Origin of the sequence: Anaerotignum sp. (assembly GCF_017483025.1) — a bacterium.
Classification (GTDB): domain Bacteria; phylum Bacillota; class Clostridia; order Lachnospirales; family Anaerotignaceae; genus Anaerotignum_A.
Window position 1 is genome coordinate 1 of record NZ_JAFUMA010000052.1, and the last position, 18,744, is coordinate 18,744.

The 18,744-nt window shown below is 49.2% G+C and carries 17 protein-coding genes and 1 pseudogene; 8 read left to right on the forward strand and 10 right to left on the reverse strand.

From position 1 onward, the window contains the following. Positions 1-85 precede the first annotated feature (85 nt). From IJ369_RS04380 to IJ369_RS04405, 6 genes are all read right to left on the reverse strand, one after another. Positions 86-1,360: an L-cysteine desulfidase family protein gene (locus IJ369_RS04380; RefSeq protein ID WP_290716434.1), complete on the reverse strand. Its 1,275-nt coding sequence runs from the start codon at positions 1,358-1,360 to the stop codon at positions 86-88. Between the two features lie 49 nt (positions 1,361-1,409). Beyond that, positions 1,410-2,732 carry a sodium-dependent transporter gene (locus IJ369_RS04385; RefSeq protein WP_290716437.1) on the reverse strand — a complete coding sequence of 441 codons (1,323 nt, stop codon included), beginning with the start codon at positions 2,730-2,732 and terminating at the stop codon, positions 1,410-1,412. A gap of 170 nt (positions 2,733-2,902) precedes the next feature. After that, entirely contained in the window at positions 2,903-3,313 is a 411-nt protein-coding gene (locus tag IJ369_RS04390) for a peptide deformylase (RefSeq protein WP_290716439.1), read from the reverse strand. 69 nt (positions 3,314-3,382) lie between these two features. Continuing rightward, entirely contained in the window at positions 3,383-4,777 is a 1,395-nt protein-coding gene (gene asnS, locus IJ369_RS04395; RefSeq protein WP_290716441.1) for an asparagine--tRNA ligase, read from the reverse strand. 98 nt (positions 4,778-4,875) lie between these two features. Then, positions 4,876-5,406 carry a peptide-methionine (S)-S-oxide reductase MsrA gene (gene msrA, locus IJ369_RS04400; RefSeq protein WP_290716444.1) on the reverse strand — a complete coding sequence of 177 codons (531 nt, stop codon included), beginning with the start codon at positions 5,404-5,406 and terminating at the stop codon, positions 4,876-4,878. Positions 5,407-5,419: 13 nt separating this feature from the next. Further along, entirely contained in the window at positions 5,420-6,235 is an 816-nt protein-coding gene (locus IJ369_RS04405) for a carbon-nitrogen hydrolase family protein (RefSeq protein WP_290716446.1), read from the reverse strand. Between the two features lie 123 nt (positions 6,236-6,358). On the opposite strand from IJ369_RS04405, the gene IJ369_RS04410 reads away from it, so the two are divergent. Together IJ369_RS04410 and IJ369_RS04415 are read left to right on the forward strand one after the other, a co-directional pair. Further along, positions 6,359-6,832 (forward strand): carboxypeptidase-like regulatory domain-containing protein, encoded by a 474-nt coding sequence (locus IJ369_RS04410; RefSeq protein ID WP_290716449.1) that lies wholly within the window; start codon positions 6,359-6,361, stop codon positions 6,830-6,832. A gap of 15 nt (positions 6,833-6,847) precedes the next feature. Further along, positions 6,848-8,197 carry a peptidoglycan-binding protein gene (locus tag IJ369_RS04415; RefSeq protein WP_290716451.1) on the forward strand — a complete coding sequence of 450 codons (1,350 nt, stop codon included), beginning with the start codon at positions 6,848-6,850 and terminating at the stop codon, positions 8,195-8,197. Positions 8,198-8,239: 42 nt separating this feature from the next. Here IJ369_RS04415 and wecB read toward each other — a convergent pair whose 3' ends face one another. Beyond that, entirely contained in the window at positions 8,240-10,156 is a 1,917-nt protein-coding gene (gene wecB, locus IJ369_RS10945; RefSeq protein ID WP_330612928.1) for a non-hydrolyzing UDP-N-acetylglucosamine 2-epimerase, read from the reverse strand. 17 nt (positions 10,157-10,173) lie between these two features. After that, the gene (locus IJ369_RS04425; RefSeq protein ID WP_290716453.1) at positions 10,174-11,052 is read right to left on the reverse strand and encodes a fumarylacetoacetate hydrolase family protein; all 879 of its coding nucleotides are present in this window, start codon (positions 11,050-11,052) and stop codon (positions 10,174-10,176) included. Between the two features lie 383 nt (positions 11,053-11,435). Between IJ369_RS04425 and IJ369_RS04430 the strand changes: the two genes are divergently transcribed. From IJ369_RS04430 to IJ369_RS04440, 3 genes are all read left to right on the forward strand, one after another. Continuing rightward, positions 11,436-12,650, forward strand: a complete 1,215-nt coding sequence (locus IJ369_RS04430; RefSeq protein ID WP_290716456.1) for an argininosuccinate synthase — start codon at positions 11,436-11,438, stop codon at positions 12,648-12,650. Between the two features lie 87 nt (positions 12,651-12,737). Continuing rightward, positions 12,738-14,117: an argininosuccinate lyase gene (argH, locus tag IJ369_RS04435; protein ID WP_290716458.1), complete on the forward strand. Its 1,380-nt coding sequence runs from the start codon at positions 12,738-12,740 to the stop codon at positions 14,115-14,117. A 185-nt stretch (positions 14,118-14,302) separates the two neighbouring features. Next, positions 14,303-15,259, forward strand: a complete 957-nt coding sequence (locus IJ369_RS04440; protein ID WP_290716461.1) for an aldo/keto reductase — start codon at positions 14,303-14,305, stop codon at positions 15,257-15,259. Positions 15,260-15,298: 39 nt separating this feature from the next. Here IJ369_RS04440 and IJ369_RS04445 read toward each other — a convergent pair whose 3' ends face one another. Beyond that, complete coding sequence (locus IJ369_RS04445) at positions 15,299-15,682, reverse strand: (deoxy)nucleoside triphosphate pyrophosphohydrolase (protein WP_290716463.1); 384 nt, start codon at positions 15,680-15,682, stop codon at positions 15,299-15,301. A gap of 129 nt (positions 15,683-15,811) precedes the next feature. Here IJ369_RS04445 and IJ369_RS04450 point away from each other — a divergent pair, with 129 nt between their 5' ends. The 3 genes from IJ369_RS04450 to IJ369_RS04460 all read left to right on the forward strand — a co-directional run bounded on the left by IJ369_RS04450 (position 15,812) and on the right by IJ369_RS04460 (position 18,084). After that, positions 15,812-16,882 (forward strand): stage II sporulation protein P, encoded by a 1,071-nt coding sequence (locus IJ369_RS04450; RefSeq protein ID WP_290716466.1) that lies wholly within the window; start codon positions 15,812-15,814, stop codon positions 16,880-16,882. A gap of 68 nt (positions 16,883-16,950) precedes the next feature. Then, positions 16,951-17,361: a putative ABC transporter permease gene (locus tag IJ369_RS04455; protein WP_290716469.1), complete on the forward strand. Its 411-nt coding sequence runs from the start codon at positions 16,951-16,953 to the stop codon at positions 17,359-17,361. Between the two features lie 72 nt (positions 17,362-17,433). Further along, on the forward strand, positions 17,434-18,084 hold the full coding sequence (locus IJ369_RS04460) for an HAD hydrolase-like protein (RefSeq protein WP_290716472.1): 651 nt from the start codon (positions 17,434-17,436) through the stop codon (positions 18,082-18,084). Between the two features lie 40 nt (positions 18,085-18,124). Here the strand turns inward: IJ369_RS04460 and IJ369_RS04465 are convergent. After that, positions 18,125-18,744, reverse strand: a pseudogene (locus IJ369_RS04465) (hypothetical protein); the annotation flags it as partial.

Consider the following 18,744-nt stretch of genomic DNA (forward strand, 5'->3'; position numbering starts at 1 on the left):
CATGAATTACTATATCATACAAGTTTCGACCTGTCAACACTTTTTTTCAAAGACCTTGGGGGGAATCCCCCAAGGTCTTTGAAAATCATTTTCCTTGCTGCATAACATCAATGATGGTCGCATCCATAGGCAGCATACCTTCATCGGAAATTCGACCAAGGTTCTTTTCAGTCTGTTCCGCGGAAGACCCAACCACACCAAAATTATGAGGGATCTCAATACCTTCCATAGCCAGCATAGCGGAAAGGTAAGCGGAATATACACCTGCGGATGCCTTCAGGGAACAGCCGGGGCTGCCGCCATCACAGATCATGCCTGTCAGGTTTGCCGCCATATGATCCATTGCCGCACAGGCTTCTCTCGCGCCGCCGCCCATCAGCATAACGATACCGGAGGCCGCGCCGCTGCCGCCGCCCAGTACGCAGCCGCAAAGGGCAGACAATCTGCCTGTATAATGCTTGCTGTAAATCGTTACCAGACCGCTCAATGTCACCGCGCGGATAATTTCTTCTTCAGACTTACCCATATGTCTGCCATAGGCCACCACAGGCATAGAACAAACAATGGCATGGGAGCCGCTGCCGACGATACTCATAGCAGGATAAGGCATCCCGCCCATACGGGCATCCATGGCAGAGCAGGTCATTCTCTGGGCATCATAAATGACATCCTTGCCGCCCAGTTCCCCTTTCTGCTGGAATGCAGACAATGTTTTCCAGATCTTCAGGCCGGCACCTTTTTCGCCCTCTGCCGCCAGGTCACAGTTCATCTGGATCAGCCCTTTGATGCAATCCAGATTTTCAATGGGTGTTTCTTTGGCATAGTCAAACAGATCAGCAATGGTCACATCTGTAAAATCAAAGGATTCCCCTGTTTCTTCTGCTTCTGTTTTTTCCGCTTCAAACAGCACTTCGTCGTCTTTTGCTACATATGTAATGTTTGCATGGAAATCTTCGATGCGCGCCAGGCCAACGCCTTTTGTCGTCGTTACTTCCGCTTCGATATAAATATTTTCTTTTTCTTTATCGATACCGGTTTCCACAGGCAGTTCCATGGCTCTCAACTGGGCCACATGTTCATCTGTCACGCCTTCCAGCACTTCCAGACCCAATTCCCAGTTGCCGGCGTATGCGCCCAATGCCGCCGCCAGATCACAGCCATATTCCGCTGTGCCGGGGATGGCGCAGGAAAAAGCATTTTTATACATACCGCCGTTCATCGTCATTTTGATATGCAGCAGCGTGCCGCCTACGGCAGCGTATGCCCTTGCCGCCGCCAATGCAACAGCCCCTACCTCTGTACAGCCCAGCGCAGGTCTGATTTCATTTTTCAATAATGCTGTAAAATCAAATTTTGCCATAATCGGTTCCTCCATTCTTTCTGTTTTTGTATTTCTTTTCAGAATTCTATTAACCAATACCGCCGTTCAATGCACCCAGGATCAGCACCAGGAAGCAGATAGGACAGAATACATATTTGCACAAAGGATGAAACCAGCCAAACATAGGCTTGCTGCGGCTCTTGTTTACCTCAGATTCCACAAACTCTTTCTTGCAGAACCAGAAGAACATCACCGCCGCCAGACCTGCCCCCAGAGGGCAAATATAGATAGACAGCACATCCATCCAGCCGGAAACGATGCCCTGGATACACAGAGAAACCACTGTGCCAACCACAGCAATAACCAGACAGGCAGGTACACGACCAAAATTGAATTTTTCCTGCAGCGTAGCGATAGGCGTTTCATACAGATTCAGCAGGGATGTCATGCCGGCAAAGAACACCGCCACAAAGAAAATAATGGCAAAAACAGAGCCGCCGGGCATACTGTGGAACAGATTGGGCAGGAAGATAAACATCAGGCCGGGGCCGCCCTGATCCAGCTGTGTGCCTGCTGTTGCCATGGCAGGAATGATAACCAGCGCCGCCAGACAGGCTGCCAGTGTATCAAAGAAAGCAACACGGGCCGCAGATGCGGGGATATTTTCCTCATCGGGCAGATAGGAGCCATAAATAATGGTGCCGTTGCCTGCAATAGACAGGGAAAAGAACGCCTGCCCCAGGGCGTAGATCCATGTCATGGGGTCTTTCAGGGCCACAGGGTCTACGCGGAAAATATAACGATAGCCTTCCATGGCGCCGGGCTGCAAAGCGATATAAATACCAAGACCTACAAACAAAACATAGAACAGAGGCATCATAATTTTATTTGCCTTTTCGATACCTTTGCCGATGCCCAGCATGGTGATGGCCATACAGATGAGCAGCGCAGCGATCTGCCAGCCATTGTTGCCGAAAGCGCTTGCCGTACTGCCAAATGCAGCGCCATAACCGTCTACATCTGTGGGGGCCAGCGTTGCGCCTGTGAATGTGCCCACCATATATTTCAAAATCCAGCCCATAACTACGGTATAGCCAATGGCCATGGCCAAAGCGCCAATCGTAGGGATTAAGCCTAACGCTTCCCCCAGTTTCCGTTTTCTCTTCCTTTCCGCCGCCGCGCCAAAGGCGCCTACGGAACCGGAACGGGTGGCACGCCCAAAGGCCATTTCACCGATGACCCCGGTGGAGCCGATCAATATTACGAAAATAAAATAAGGGATCAGGAAAGAACCGCCGCCATACAACGATACTCTGGTCGGGAACATCCAAAGGTTCCCCATCCCTACCGCAGAACCAATACAGGCCAGAATAAAGCCCAGTCTGTTTGTAAAAGTATCTCGATTTTTCATAACATTCTCCTTCTTACTCTTCTATTCTAATCTAATTTCTGACCATTATAGCATTTTCCAAGGGCAAAGAACAGAATCTGCAAAAGAAAAAAACAAAATTTCTGTATATTCTGCTGAAACAATACCCAAAAGAAAAATCCCCTTCAAAGAAGGGCCTTCATCTATATTGATCAGATAATGATGCCATTGCAATGGTCGATCTCATGCTGGATGATTTCAGCCACCCAGCCGGAAAATTTGTGGCACTGTTTTTTCCAGTTGATGTCAAAATATTCCACTTCGATCTCTTCGTATCTTGTTGTCTTTCTGGTGCCTGTCAGGGAAAGGCAGCCTTCTTCTGCTTCATATTCCCCTTTTTTGGAAACAATAACGGGGTTGAACATGGCAACGTTCATGAAACCCATATTCACGGCGATAACACATTTTTTCACACCGATCATATTTGCCGCCAAGCCCACACAGCCTGCTTCATTGGCTTTCAGGGTATCTAATAAATCGATGGCCACCTGCTGGTCGGCCTTGGTGGCAGGCTCAGATTTCTGCTTCAGGAAAAATTCATCTTTTACGATTTTCTTTACCATATTAGTGCTCCTCTCAAAAAAAGAGTTTGCACCCATTGGTACAAACTCTTTTTACGCGCTGTGCGTGTCTTAAAATTCTGCGTTCTTTACAGTACGAGGGTAAGGCAGTACGTCACGGATATTGCCTACGCCTGTCAGGTACATAACAGCTCTTTCGAAGCCCAGACCGAAGCCGGCGTGTCTTGTGCCGCCGTATTTGCGCAGGTCTAAGTACCACCAATAGTCTTCTCTCTTCAGACCCAGTTCGTCCATACGAGCTTCCAGAACATCCATTCTTTCTTCTCTCTGGCTGCCGCCGATGATTTCGCCTACACCGGGAACCAGCAGGTCCATCGCAGCTACTGTCTTCTTGTCATCGTTCAGACGCATATAGAATGCCTTGATTTCTACGGGGTAGTCTGTTACGAATACGGGTTTCTTGAAGATCTGTTCTGTCAGATAGCGTTCATGTTCTGTCTGCAGGTCGATGCCCCATTCCACGGGATATTCAAATTCGTGACCGGATTTTTTCAGCAGTTCTACTGCTTCTGTATATGTCACTCTGCCGAATTCGTTGTTCAGGATGTTATCCAGTCTTTCCAGCAGGCCTTTGTCTACGAAGCTGTTGAAGAATTCCATTTCTTCGGGCGCTTTGTCCAGAACATACTGAATGATGTATTTCAGCATTTCTTCTGCGATTTCCATGTTGTCGTTCAGGTCAGCGAACGCCATTTCGGGTTCGATCATCCAGAATTCCGCAGCATGTCTTGTTGTGTTGGAATTTTCTGCACGGAATGTGGGGCCGAATGTATAGATGTTACGGAAAGCCATTGCAAATGTTTCTGCGGACAGCTGACCGGATACTGTCAGGTTTGTTTCTTTGCCGAAGAAGTCTTTGGAATAGTCAACCTTACCATCTTCTGTTCTGGGCAGGTTTTCCAGATCCAGTGTTGTTACGCGGAACATTTCACCGGCACCTTCACAGTCGGAGCCTGTGATGATGGGTGTGTGGGCGTAAACGAAGCCTTTATTCTGGAAGAATTCATGGATCGCCATAGCGATCAGGGAACGTACACGGAATGTTGCGGAGAACAGATTTGTTCTGGGACGCAGGTATGCGATCTCACGCAGGAATTCTACGGAGTGGCGTTTTTTCTGCAGAGGGTAATCGGGTGTGGATGTACCTTCTACTTCGATTGCCGCCGCTTTGATTTCGAAGGGCTGTTTTGCTTCGGGTGTTTCCACCAGAAGGCCTTTTACGATCAGGGCTGCGCCAACGTTCTGTTTGGAGATTTCTTCGTAGTTGGACAGTTTTTCCGCTTCGAATACGATCTGGATGTTCTTGAAGAAAGAACCATCATTCAGTTCGATGAAGCCGAAATTTTTGGAGACACGCATGGTGCGGATCCAGCCGCCCAGGGTCACTTCTTTATTTGCATACTCCGCAGTGTTGCGGTAGATAGATTTTACTGTTGTCAAATCCATGAGTCAAACTTCCTTTCAAAATATTTTTCACAATTATTTCTATTGTAGCCGTTTCAAGGGAAAAAGACAACCTTTTTTCGCTTAGAATAGGGAAAATTTCAGCTTTTTTGCTGTTTTAAGCGGGCAATTTTATCAAAATTGATGTGGCAATAGCCGCCGGGGTTCTTTTCCAGATAATCCTGATGATATTCCTCTGCGGGGATGAACTGACGCAGGGGCAGATTTTCGATCATGATGGGCTGTTTATAGTCCTTCTGCAGTTCCGTCAGGAATTCTGCGGCGGTCTGTTTCTGTTCCTCATTCAGGGAATAGATGCCTGTGCGGTACTGAATGCCGATATCCATGCCCTGTCTACCCAGGGAGGTAGGGTCGATGGTATATGCATATTCCTTCAAAATTTCCGTCAAAGAAATTTTATCGGCATCGAAAACGATTTCCACCGTTTCCGCATGACCGCTGTGGCTGCAGACTTCTTCATAGGTCACCGTTTCTTTCAGAGGCGGATTCCAGAGGGGCCTTTCCCCCAGGGCGTAGCCGGTTCTGGTCTCCAGCACACCGTCAATGGTCTTCATATAGTGTTCCGTTCCCCAGAAGCAGCCTCCGGCTAAATAGATGGTCTCTTTTTTCAAAGGGATCACTCCTTTATTTCAAGATGATATCATACATATCTGTTTTTCGATGCTTCAAAAGCGGCAACTGCTGTCTTACTGTTTCCACTCTGGAGAAATCCAATTCCACCGTCAGGATCCCTTCGGTCTCATCCAATTGTTCGATGACGGAGCCCCAGGGGTCGGTGGCGATGGAATGTCCCCATGCGTTGTAGGAGGAATCCATATCCCTTGCGGGGGCGCAGCCTGCCATGAACACCTGATTATCCAGCGCCCGCATACAGAAGGACATTTCCCAATGGGCAGGGCCCGTGGTCATATTGAAGGCAGCAGGAACGAAAATGGCCTGTACCCCTTCCAGAGAAAGCAGTCTGGAAAGTTCAGGGAAGCGGATATCATAGCAGATGATGAGGCCCATTTTGCCCCAAGGGGTGTTGAATGTGGTCACGTCTTTGCCTGCGGTGAAGGTGTCGGATTCCATGAAATACTGACCGCCGGGCACGTTGATATCGAACAGGTGGGTCTTTCTGTGAAGGGCGATCTGCTCGCCCTTATCATTATATACGAAAGCGGCGTTATAGATTTTGCCATCAGATGCCAGAGGTACGGAGCCGGCTACGATATACAGCCCCAGCTCCTTCGCCGTTTCTGCAATTTCTGCCAGGAAGGCACTGTCTCTTTTCATGGCATATTTTACAAAGGCGCTGTTTTCATAGGGGCAGCAGCACATTTCCGGCAGGATGGCCATATCCGCCCCTTCCGCCTTTGCCTGTTTCAGCATTTCTTTGATTTTCACGATATTTTCTTCCGGCGTTGCCAGAGGTTTCATCTGAATAAGAGATACTTTCATAACATCGACCTCCTTGATCTCATTGATTTTTCTGCCCTCATCATATCATATCCATGAAAAAAGAAAAAGAGATTTGCCCTCTGCATAGTATGGAAAGAGCATCTATTTTAAAGGAGTATTCCCATGTATCCTTATTTTCAGCGAAAGCCAGCGCCAAATCTGCAGAGCAGAGAAACAGCACCCTCTGACCCTCTGCGGGATTTTCTGACTGAGAACCCTTATTTCGGCACACTGCTGTTTCAGGTGACAGGGGGACAGGGGGCCTTCCCCATCGCCGGGGCCCAAGTGGTCATCACCAAAGACCTGACGGACGGCCATGCCTTTTCCATCACCACCACCACGGACGAAAGCGGCAAAACAGAGGAATTTTCCCTGCCCGCCCCCGATAAGAGCCTTTCCCAGACCCCCGAAGGCAGGAATGTCTATGCCACTTATGACGCCACCATTTCTGCCCCGGGCTATGTGGCTGTGGTGGTCAACGACATCCCCATTTTCGACGGCATCACCACCATACAGCCCGTTCGTATGTCGCCCGATTTCAGCGGGCAGCGGGCAGGCGAAAGAGAAACCATCGAAGACACCGAACCCAACCTGTAAGAAAGGAGAACAGCTATGGCCTTACAGCAATTGCCTACCATTCCTGAAACCATCACTGTCCACCTGGGGCTGCCCGACCAGGCGGCGGAAAACGTGACAGTTTCCTTCCCGGACTATATCAAAAACGTAGCTTCCAGCGAAATTTACCCCACCTGGCCGGAGGAAGCCATCCGCGCCAATATCTACGCCCAGATCACCTATGCCCTGAATCGGGTGTATAATGAATTTTATCGCAGCCAGGGCTATGATTTCGACATCACTGCCACCACCCAGTTCGACCAGAAATTCATCAAAGGCAGAGATATTTACGAAAACATCAGCCGCATCGTGGATGATATCTTCAATGATTACGTGGTGCAGCAGGGGCGGGTGGACCCTTTTTTCACCGCCTATTGCAACGGCACCACCACCGTCTGCGCCGGCCTTTCCCAATGGGGGACAGTGCCTCTGGCAGAACAGGGGCTGACCCCCTATCAGATTTTGCAGCGCTTCTACGGGCAGAATATCGGCATCCTGGAAAACGCCCCCATCTCCGCCAATGTAGCCTCCTATCCCGGGGTGCCCCTACGGCTGGGGGATGCGGGGAATGACGTAAAAACCATTCAATTACAGCTAAACCGCATCGCCAACAACTATCCCGCTATCCCGAAAATCACCCCTGCCGACGGGGTCTTTGGGGTTTCCACGGAAAACGCCGTACGGGAATTTCAGCGTATCTTCAACCTGACCCCCGACGGCATCGTTGGGAAGGCCACCTGGTATCAGCTGAAATATATCTATAACGGGGTGAAGCGTCTGAACGAGCTGACCAGCGAAGGGCTGACGCTGGAAGAAGTGACCCGCCCCTTCCCCGCCGTTCTGCAGGAGGGGGACAGCGGCATCGATGTCCGTTCTTTGCAGTATTATCTGGATGTCATCGCCTATTTCAACGATGCGGTGCCGGATATTGTTGAGGACGGCATTTTCGGCCCCTCCACCACCGCCGCCGTGAGAGCTTTCCAGACCTTAGTCGGCCTGCCCGCCGATGGCATCGTAGGGCGGCAGACCTGGAACCGCATCCAGCAGAGCTATCAGGATATCCTGAATTCCCTGCCCCCCGGTATCGAAGAAAACAACGCGGGCATCTATCCCGGGTATTTTCTTTCCCTGGGCATGGAAAATCAGGATGTACGGAACCTGCAGACCTATCTCAGGGGCATTGCTGATTACACAGGCGTCATCCCGCCCATTGCGATTACGGGCAGATTCGACGAAGCCACACGGGACGTAGTGGCGGCTTTGCAGGCGCAAAATGGCTTCCCCGCCAATGGGAACGTGGGCCCCGCCACGTGGAACCTGATCCGCAGGCTTTACAATTCACGGTAAAATAAAAAAGAGCCCATTCGGGCTCTTTTATTTTAAAAAGGCTTAGTCTTCTTTCTTTTCCTCTTCTTCGTCATCTTCCCAGTCTGCGGGGTCAAATTCACCGAAAGCGGACATCAGGAAGCTTTCCATATCGTTCAGTTCTTCCATGCGGTTGTCCATTTCATCCAGAACGTCTTCTACTTTATTCAGGTATTTGTTCATTTCGGGGGAAATGGGTTCCACTTCTTCGCCTTCCGCTGCGGGAATTTCTTCTGCTGCTGGAGCAGGTACTTCTTCGGAAACCAGCTCTTCCGCCGCTGCTTCTTCCGCATCCATTTCTTCCAGGTCGATATCGTCCCAGTCTTCCGCTTCATCGCGGTTTCTTCTTTCTTTCAGCTTTTCACGGTAGGTCGCCATATCTTCTTTCAGTTCGCTGGCTTTTTCCGCCATACGGAAAGCTGCGCTGCGCACTGCGGGCTGCAGGTCTTCTGCCTTATCCGCCATTTTTTCTTTCATGCGGAAAGCCGCTGCGCTCACCTTGGGCTGCAGGTCTTCGGCTTTATCTGCCACTTTGTCTGCTGCAGTTTTCACTGTGGGGTTTTCTTTTACCTTTTCTGCTGCTGCGCTCAGGGCTGCACCTGCTCTGCCCAGCACGCCGCCGACTGCCTTTTTGATGCCGTCTTTTTCCAGACCCATGCCGTTGTGCAGTGTGTTCAGCAGGCGTTCCGCTTCGTCAGCAGTGATGATGCCTTTTTCCAGCATATTCAGGATTGCCATTCTTTCTTCTTTCATAGATTTTCCCTCCTTGGGTTCTTTATCGTTCTTCATCTGAAGCACGTATTCATCGGGTCGGTCTTCTTTTTTGCCGAAAGCGTACAGGATGCTTTCCACGATACGGCGGCTGGCCTGGCCATCGCCGAAGGGGTTTTTGGCCTGGGCCATTTTTTCATATTCTTCTTTATTATCCAGCAGTTCCTTCGCCATGGAATAGATGACGTCTTCGTCTGTACCTGCCAGTTTCAGGGTACCAGCTTCTACGCCTTCGGGGCGTTCTGTTACGTTTCTAAGCACCAGTACAGGCTTGCCCATGGAAGGCACTTCTTCCTGCAGGCCGCCGCTGTCTGTCATAACAAAGAAGGAGCGGCACATCAGGTTATGCATATCCTTCAGATCCAGAGGGTCTGTCAGGTGGATGCGGTCGTTGCCGCCCAGAATTTCGTGGACGGGTTCCACCACTGCGGGGTTTTTATGCACGGCGTAAACCACTTCCACATCGGGGTATTCTTCCACCAGTCTTTTTACGGCGTGGCAGATGTTGCGAAGGGGTTCGCCCAGATTTTCGCGTCTGTGGGCTGTCATGGCGATGACACGTTTATTTTTGAAGTCGATGTTATTCAGTTCGTCCACTGTGAAAGTATACTCATCTTCGATGGTGTGCGCCAGCGCGTCAATAACGGTATTGCCTGTGATGAAGATACCGTCTTCGTCGATATTTTCCTTTAAGAGGTGTTCCTTCGCCAGAGGTGTAGGGGCAAAGTGCAGGTCTGTCAGAGCGCCTGTCAGTCTGCGGTTCATTTCTTCGGGGAAGGGCTGATATTTATCGTAGGTTCTCAGGCCTGCTTCCACATGGCCGACTTTTACCTGGCTGTAATATGCCGCCAGGGCACCGGCAAATGTGGTGGATGTATCGCCGTGAACCAGAACGATGTCGGGTTTTTCCTTGCCCATCACTTCTTCCAGACCGGTCAGGGCGCGTGTTGTGATGCCCGCCAGGGTCTGTCTGGACTGCATGATATTCAGGTCGTACTGGGGGTGCAGGTCGAAGATTTCCAGAACCTGATCCAGCATTTCTCTATGCTGCGCAGTCACGCAGACGATGCTTTCGATTTCGGGTGTTTTTTCCAGCTGCTTTACCAGAGGCGCCATTTTGATGGCCTCGGGTCTGGTGCCGAAAACACTCATTACTTTCATTTTATCCATAACAAGTTTTCTCCTTATTACTCAATTTCATTGGTCATTGTGCCGATGCCTTCGATCTCGCATTTCACGATGTCGCCCGCCTTCAGGAACTTGGGAGGCTGGAAGCCCATGCCCACGCCCGCAGGTGTACCCATGGCGATGACCGTGCCCGCCTGCAGGGTCATACCCTTTGTCAGCTGGCAGATAACCTTTTCAATGCCATTGATGAGCAGATCTGTGGTGCTGTCCTGTCTCAGTTCGCCATTGATATAGGAACGGATGGGCAGTGCGGGAGGATTTGTAAATTCATCCTTTGTTACGATCCAGGGGCCGATGGGTGTAAAATCATCCAGGCTCTTGCCGAAGTACCACTGTTTATGAGCTGTCTGCAGATTTCTTGCGCTCATGTCGTTCAGAATCGTATAGCCGAAAACATAATCGAATACTTCGCCGGGCTGTACGTTTTTCGCATCCTTACCGATGACAACTGCCAGTTCCACTTCATAGTCCAGGCTGTCTACAATATCCAGATGGCCGTCAATATATTCCCCATCGCCTACGGCGCGGTTCACTCTCTTTGCAAAATAGATGGGTTCGGGGCGTTCGCCGCCGAAAGCCTCTTCATGGAAGCGTGCAGATTCTTCCGCATGGGCATAGTAGTTGATACCAAGGCAGATGATATCCTGCTTGGGATGGAGCAGAGGAGACAGGATCTGTACCTCTTCCACAGGGATGCCCTGCATCAGTTCCTTGTTGCGGTCTGCCTTCTCCAGTTTGGCTTCGTCCTGCTGTTCCAGAAATTCGTTCATATCTTTTACATCAAAACCCAGATAATTCACAGGCACAACCTGAGAACCATCGTTTTTCAGAACGCCTACGGCTGTCTGTCCATTGTGGCTGTATGTCAAAACTTTCATTTTTCTTTCCTCCCAAAATATCAGCTTTTACTATAAAATGGTCGAGTGGATAATTAATAAAATTATACCATTTTCATCATATCATAAAACATTGCTTTTTCAAAGGAAAAAAGCATTTCCGCAGGCATGTATACATGATACAGTACCCCCAATTCATCCATTCACCCCAAAATGCATAAATATACATCATTTTTTGAATAATTCACTAAAATATGCCTAAAAATGCATCTATTATTCCCATCTTTTTCAAAAACATACACAAAATAATGAATTTTTATGATTTAAGGTTGCTTTTCTCAGACTACTTTTGTATAATCCATTTATAAAATTCATTTTTGAACAAATGTCCATCTCGGACTTGTAATTTAAGGAGGAAAATCATCATGGCAAAAGAAAAAATCGTTCTGGCATATTCCGGCGGTCTGGATACATCCGCTATCATCCCTTGGCTGAAAGAAAACTATGACTGCGAAGTTATCTGCGTATGCGGTGACGTTGGTCAGGGTAAAGAAACAGACGGTCTGGAAGAAAAAGCTCTGAAAACAGGCGCAAGCAAACTGTACATCGAAAATCTGACAGAAGAATTCATCACAGATGCCGTTTACCCCTGCGTAAAAGCAAACGCTGTATACGAAGGCAAATATCTGATCGGTACATCCATGGCTCGTCCCATCATCGCAAAGAGACTGGTTGAAATCGCAAAAGCAGAAGGCGCAACAGCAATCTGCCACGGCGCAACTGGTAAAGGCAACGACCAGGTTCGTTTCGAACTGACAATCAAAGCACTGGCTCCCGAAATGAAGATCATCGCTCCCTGGAGACTGGATACATGGAAAATGCAGTCCCGTGAAGACGAAATCCAGTACCTGGCAGACCACGGTATCCCCTTCGAAGCTAGCCACGACAATTCCTACAGCCGTGACAGAAACCTGTGGCACCTGAGCCATGAAGGTCTGGAACTGGAAGACCCTGCAAACGAACCCAACTACGACCATCTGCTGCAGATGAGCGTTACACCTGAAAAAGCCCCTGACAAACCCGAATATGTAACACTGGACTTCGAAAAAGGTATCCCCGTAGCGCTGAATGGCGAAAAACTGGGCCCCGTTGAACTGCTGACAGCTCTGAACGAAATCGGCGGCAGAAACGGTATCGGTATCGCTGATATCTGCGAAAACCGTGTTGTTGGTATGAAATCCCGCGGCGTATATGAAACACCCGGTGGTACAATCATGTACTATGCACACCGTGAACTGGAATACCTGTGCACAGATAAGAAAACACAGGCATTCAACGAAGTTGCTTCCAACAAATTCACAGAACTGGTTTACAGCGGCGAATGGTACACACCCCTGCGTGAAGCTCTGAGCGCTTACTTCGATAAAGTAAACGAAACAGTTACAGGTACAGTAAAACTGAAACTGTACAAAGGCAACATCATCCCCGCAGGTTCCACATCTCCTTACAGCCTGTACAACGAATCTATCGCTTCCTTCACAACAGGCGAACTGTACGATCACAGAGATGCAAACGGTTTCATCAACCTGTTCGGTCTGTCCATGAAAGTACGCGCTATGATGATGGAAAACAACAAATAAGATATTCTCTTAAACCAAATAAGACAAAAAAATACTCCCATCAGAAATTGATGGGAGTTTTTCTTAGTAAGAAAGGATGACTAAATAATGGCTAAACTTTGGGGCGGACGCTTCACCCAGTCCACAGACAGCTTCACAGACCACTTCCATTCCTCTATCTCCTTCGACAGCAGAATGTATAAGGAAGATATTACAGGCAGCATGGCCCATGCCGCTATGCTGGGCAGACAGGGCATCATCCCCGCTGCCGATGCAGAATTGATCATCAAAACACTGAAAGAAATCCTGGCAGACATCGAAGCAGGCAAAGTAACTTTCGATGAAAAAGCCGAAGATATCCATATGAACGCGGAGACCATCCTCATCAGCCGTATCGGCGACGTTGGCAAACGCCTGCACACAGGCCGCAGCCGTAACGACCAGGTTGCTCTGGATATCCGCATGTACACAAAGAAAGAAATCACAGAAATCAAAGGTCTGGTGAAAAACCTGATGGTGACTCTGAACGATTTCGCCGCAGACCACACAGAAACTATCCTGCCCGGCTATACACACCTGCAGCGTGCCCAGCCTGTGACACTGGCACACCACCTGCTGGCATACGTTGAAATGTTCAAACGTGACTACGACCGCCTGTGCGATACATATAAACGTACAGACGTGATGCCTCTGGGCAGCGGCGCTCTGGCAACCACAACATACCCTCTGGACAGATATTCCGTAGCAGCAGAACTGGGCTTCGCTGATATTACCATGAACAGCATGGACGGCGTTTCCGACAGAGATTTCTGCATCGAACTGGCATCCGCACTGTCCATCCTGATGATGCACCTGAGCCGTTTCTGCGAAGAAATCATCCTCTGGAGCAGCCATGAATTCCACTTCGTGGAACTGAGCGATGCCTACTCCACAGGCTCCAGCATCATGCCCCAGAAAAAGAACCCCGATATGGCAGAACTGATCCGCGGTAAAACAGGCCGTGTTTATGGTCACCTGATGCAGCTGTTGACAACCATGAAAGGCCTGCCTCTGGCATACAACAAAGATATGCAGGAAGACAAGGAAGGTCTGTTTGACGCTATCGATACCGTAAAAATGTGCGTTCCCGTATTCACAAACATGATCGCTACCATGTCCGTCAGAAAAGACGCCATGCTGCAGGCTGCAAAGGGCGGCTTCACAAACGCAACGGACGCTGCAGACTGGCTGGTGAAACAGGGCGTGCCTTTCCGCGATGCCCACGCCATCATCGGTAAACTGGTGCTGTATTGCATCGAACACAACACAAACCTGGACGACCTGTCTCTGGAAGAATATAAAGCAATTTCTCCCGTATTCGATGATAGCGTTTACGCTGCTATCAATGTAAACGAATGTGCACAGGCAAGAAAAGTTGTGGGCGGCCCTGCGAAGGAAATCACAACAGCGGCTATCGCAAATAATAAAGCATTCTTCGAAACACTTTAATTTGCCGCGCCGAAGGCAAATAAAAGTTTTTGTCTCACTCTTCCCAAAAAGTGAGCAGGGTTTGGGACAGCGTCCCATAAATAAAATGAAAATAAAGGCTTTCCCTTGAGGAGAGCCTTTTCTTTTTCTGTCTATTGCCTTATAATCGAAAAGAACCACACTTCTTACATAAGGAGGAATTTATCTTGAAAAAAGTTATATTAGGCAACACCGGCATCGAAGTGAGCATTGCCGGCTTTGGCGTACTGCCCATCGGGCCCAGCCAGCTGGCCCTGCCCGTAGAAGAAGGTGCCAAAATCATAAAATACGCATTCAGCCACGGCATCAATTTTATCGATACCGCTCAATACTACCGTGCTTATCCTTACATCAGCGAGGCATTGAAAGACGGAGAATTTGATCATATCGTCATCTGCTCCAAATCCCTTTCCGCCGACTACGACGGCATGATGGAAGCTATCTACGAAGCCAGAAAAGAACTGAACCGCGAGGTCATCGATATTTTCCTGATGCATGAAGTCCGCTCCGGTCAGCTGGAGGAACGAAAAGGCGCATGGGAAGCACTGAAAGACGCCAAAGCAAAGGGCTTAGTCCGTGCCATCGGCCTTTCCACCCACCATGTGGATATCACCATGGCGGCGGCTTCTATAAAAGAACTGGATGTGGTATTTCCCCTGATCAACTACGCAAGTCTTGGTATCCGCAAAGGCGATGCTTTCGCCACAAAGGAAGAAATGATGGAATCCATCAAAGCCTGTCATAATGCTGGCAAAGGGGTATTCTCCATGAAAGCCTTCGGCGGCGGCGGCCTGACGGGAAGCTATCAGGAGGCCTTGAACTACGTATTTTCCAAGCCCGAAATCGACTCTGTCATGATCGGCTTCGGTAAAATCAGAGAGGTGGATGACCTGCTTTCTTATCTGGACGGAACGATGGACAAGGCGTATAACCCCGATGTTTCCAAGAAAAAAGTCCATATCAATCACGAAGACTGCGAAGGCTGTGGCTCCTGCAAGGCAGCATGTCCTGCCGGTGCCATCTATTGGGGCGAAAATGGTCTGGCGGAAGTCGACCATGATAAATGCCTGACCTGCGGCTATTGCAGCCCCGTATGTCCCGTTCGGGCAGTTATCATGTATTAAAAAACAAGGCTTTCTCTAAATTTAGAGAAAGCCTTGTTTTTATCGTTCTTGTTTCAGTTTCTTAAGGATTTCTTCATCAGCAGGGCAGAAGGCGAACTTGTCAATTTCCTTCGTGGTGATCCATTGGATATCGTTATGCTCCAGTTTCTGCGGCACGCCCTCCGCAATTTTCGCATGGAACAATGTCAGATGCACCGTCAGATCGGGATAAACATGTTCAACCTCCATGAAAACATCCTCCACGGTGATAGTCACGCCCAATTCTTCTTTACATTCCCGAATCAGGGCTTCTTCCTTCGTTTCCCCCGGCTCCACCTTTCCGCCGACAAATTCCCACAAAAGCCCCCTTGCCTTACGGGCAGGTCTCTGACATGCCATAAATCTATCCTCATCCCAAATCAGGGCTGCAACCACTTCTGTCATATTTCTCCGCCTCCTGTTCCGAAAATTCCGTCTTTGCCTGTTATTATAGGCCTGTCAGGAATGAAAAGCAAATAGTTCTTGTTTTGTCCCCTTCCTCATAGGATAAAAGAAGGAAGGGAGGCGGCTGTGGTGCGAAAAAAGAACAAAGGAGCCCTGAATCTGGCGGGTCTGGCACTTTTTCTGCTGGCGCTGCCTCTTTTTTTCCGCATGGGCGGCGGCCAGTTTGCCATGGCGGAGGTTCTGCCGGGACAAGCCGATACTGCCGGTCTTTCCCTTTCCTTTCTGCAGGAAGAAGAAAAAGAGATTCTCACTGCCAACGTTCTTGGGAAAGATGATATTGAATTTTCCAAATCTTTCGCCATCAGCGCAGGCGGCCGCCCGCTGGGCATTACCGCGGAACAATTAGCCAAGATGCAGGATTTTTCTTATCTCAAGAGCAATTATTACATCATAGACAGCCGCACCACCCTCTTTCCAGAGGACATAGACGTGGAACAGGCGCTAGGTCTGGATTTGACCATTGAAAAGACCACAAAAGAGCCGAAAATCCTCATTTTCCATACCCATTCCCACGAAGGATTTGCCGACAGCGATATGTCCAAAGGGCTTTCCGAAGGCATCTGGGGTGTAGGGGAAGAGTTGAAACGGATTCTGGAGGAGGAATACGGCATCGGCGTCATCCATGATGACGGGCAATACGATATGGTGAACGGCAAGGGACAGACCACGGGTGCCTACGAACGGATGGAGCCTGCCATTCGGGAAATTTTGGCAGCCTACCCTTCTATCGAAGTCTGCATCGACCTGCACAGAGACGGCGTGGCGGAAGGGACACGGCTGATAACGGAAATCGACGGAAAAACCTGCGCCCAGGTCATGTTTTTCAACGGCCTTTGCCGATTGAACAAAGACGGCACGGCACAGGCGATTTCCGGTCTGGAAAATCCATATCTCAGCGAAAACCTTGCCTTCAGCCTGCAGATGAAAACCACAGCCGACGGGCTATATCCCTCCTTTAGCAGAAAAATCTATCTGAACGCTTATCGCTTCAGTTTACATATGCTGCCCCGCTCCACTCTCATCGAGGTTGGGGCCCAGACGAACACAAAAGAAGAAGCATTGAACGCCATGGAACCCTTGGCAGAAGTCCTTGCCGATGTTCTCTCCGAAGGCGCTGCCCTCGGGCATGATTCCCCTTGACCCCCATTTGCAAAAGCTTAGCAGTTTTTGCATAAATAATATTTATTTTGTCCCGCCATATTAGAGGTATGGTTAAAAAATTTATGATTTTCGGTGTGCTGGGATGGTGCGCGGAGATCCTCTGGACGGGGTTCAACTCCCTTCTCATGGGGGACGGCGCGCTGACGGCAAAAACATATTTATGGATGTTCCCCATTTACGGGCTGGTGGCCTTTGCGGAGCCGCTGTTCCTTGCCCTGCGGAGATATTGTCCCCTGTGGCAGAGGTTAGGTATGTATGTCCTCTGCATTTTCACAGTGGAATTTTTCACCGGCTGGCTGCTGCAGGTGGCCACGGGCGCCTGCCCCTGGGATTATGGAGACAGTTTCTTTTCCGTCATGGGGTTCATCCGTTTGGACTATGCCCCCCTTTGGGCGGCATTGGGGTATTTTTTCGAAGAAGTGTGTGCGTTTCTGGCGAAGGAAGGAGAATTGGCATAAAAATTTGCAGTTCCTGGCGAATTGAGTTACAATAAAGAGGCAAATCTGAAGAGACCGAAAAGGAGAATCGCCATGGAAAAACTGAAACAAAACATCATCTTATTCGACCTGGACGGCACATTGACTGACTCCGCCATCGGCGTTATCAATGCCTGCCAGTATATGCAGAAAAAAATGGGCATGAAGGTTTGGGATAAAGCCGACCTGAAATTTATTGTTGGCCCTCCCCTGATGAAAACCTTCACAGAAGATTTTTCCATGGACAAGGAAACTGCGGAACAGGCAATGGTGACCTACAGAGAATATTACACCACCATCGGTCTGTTCGAAAACAGCGTTTACCCCGGCATCGAAGAAATGCTGGAAAACCTGAAAGCAAAGGGAAAACGCATGGCAGTTGCCACTTCCAAAAAGGAAGAACTGGCCTTCCGCATTTTGGAGCATTTTGGTATTGCCAAATATTTTGAAGTCATCGGCGGGGACAAGCGAGAAGTGGGCCGAGACAACAAAGCAAAGGTCATCGACTACGTGCTGGAAACCATGGAAGCCAAAAAAGAGGACGTTATCATGGTTGGGGACAGAATGTTTGATATCGAAGGAGCCCATGCCATCGGCATTCCCTGTATCGCTGTGGAATTCGGCTACGGCGACAGAGCGGAATTCGAGGAATACGGCGCAGACTTCATCGCTGCCACCGCAGGGGATGTGGCCGATCTGTTTTAAAAAAAGAAAGGTACTGGATTTTCCAGTACCTTTTTATTTTTTAGAACAGCAGCTCCAGTTCCACTTTCGCCTTTTCGATATCCTGCAGGATGGTTTTCTGCTTTTCATCGAAGAGCAGCTCTTCATTATAGCGATAATATTTTTCGCAGCCGTTTTCGCTGATGAATTTTACACTGTAGAAGTTGGTGGTCAGTTCTGTGATGAAGATGACCATTTCCTGCCCTGCGCCGAAGGTTTCTTCCAGGAAGGCAAAAGCATTGTCCAATGCTGCGGATGCTGCGTCGATGGCATCTTCTCTCTTTTCTGCTTCCGCTGCAAAAAGACCCTTCACCAATTCGAAGGCTTCGTCCTTTTCACGGCAGCCTGCCTTTTTTCCTTCATCAAAGAAGAACTGCAGGCGTTCCCCTTCCCGCAGGCGGGCACGTTCCGCTGTTTTTTCCAGCAAACCCGCTTTTCTTTCGCGGCTAAAGGCTGTTTCTCTTTCTTCAATGAGCCCTGTGAACAGGTTTTCCCAGGGGGTTTCTTTGCAGTAGGGACTTGCAAATCTTTCTTTTAATTCCAGCAATGCGCCATGGAGGCCCGTTACCATCAGGTCCGCTTCGTATGCTTTCTGGAACCCTTCGGAAAGTTTGCTCAACAGCAGACCCATAACGCTCAGGC

Excerpts from the sequence above, each read along its gene's own strand:
- IJ369_RS04425 (WP_290716453.1), bottom strand. The coding sequence starts at position 11,052 with ATGAAAGTTTTGACATACAGCCACAATGGACAGACAGCCGTAGGCGTT.
- IJ369_RS04410 (WP_290716449.1), top strand. The coding sequence starts at position 6,359 with ATGTATCCTTATTTTCAGCGAAAGCCAGCGCCAAATCTGCAGAGCAGA.
- asnS (WP_290716441.1), bottom strand. The coding sequence starts at position 4,777 with ATGGATTTGACAACAGTAAAATCTATCTACCGCAACACTGCGGAGTAT.
- IJ369_RS04430 (WP_290716456.1), top strand. The coding sequence starts at position 11,436 with ATGGCAAAAGAAAAAATCGTTCTGGCATATTCCGGCGGTCTGGATACA.
- IJ369_RS04445 (WP_290716463.1), bottom strand. The coding sequence starts at position 15,682 with ATGACAGAAGTGGTTGCAGCCCTGATTTGGGATGAGGATAGATTTATG.
- IJ369_RS04405 (WP_290716446.1), bottom strand. The coding sequence starts at position 6,235 with ATGAAAGTATCTCTTATTCAGATGAAACCTCTGGCAACGCCGGAAGAA.
- IJ369_RS04455 (WP_290716469.1), top strand. The coding sequence starts at position 16,951 with ATGGTTAAAAAATTTATGATTTTCGGTGTGCTGGGATGGTGCGCGGAG.
- IJ369_RS04385 (WP_290716437.1), bottom strand. The coding sequence starts at position 2,732 with ATGAAAAATCGAGATACTTTTACAAACAGACTGGGCTTTATTCTGGCC.
- IJ369_RS04390 (WP_290716439.1), bottom strand. The coding sequence starts at position 3,313 with ATGGTAAAGAAAATCGTAAAAGATGAATTTTTCCTGAAGCAGAAATCT.
- wecB (WP_330612928.1), bottom strand. The coding sequence starts at position 10,156 with ATGGATAAAATGAAAGTAATGAGTGTTTTCGGCACCAGACCCGAGGCC.
- argH (WP_290716458.1), top strand. The coding sequence starts at position 12,738 with ATGGCTAAACTTTGGGGCGGACGCTTCACCCAGTCCACAGACAGCTTC.
- IJ369_RS04460 (WP_290716472.1), top strand. The coding sequence starts at position 17,434 with ATGGAAAAACTGAAACAAAACATCATCTTATTCGACCTGGACGGCACA.
- IJ369_RS04380 (WP_290716434.1), bottom strand. The coding sequence starts at position 1,360 with ATGGCAAAATTTGATTTTACAGCATTATTGAAAAATGAAATCAGACCT.
- IJ369_RS04415 (WP_290716451.1), top strand. The coding sequence starts at position 6,848 with ATGGCCTTACAGCAATTGCCTACCATTCCTGAAACCATCACTGTCCAC.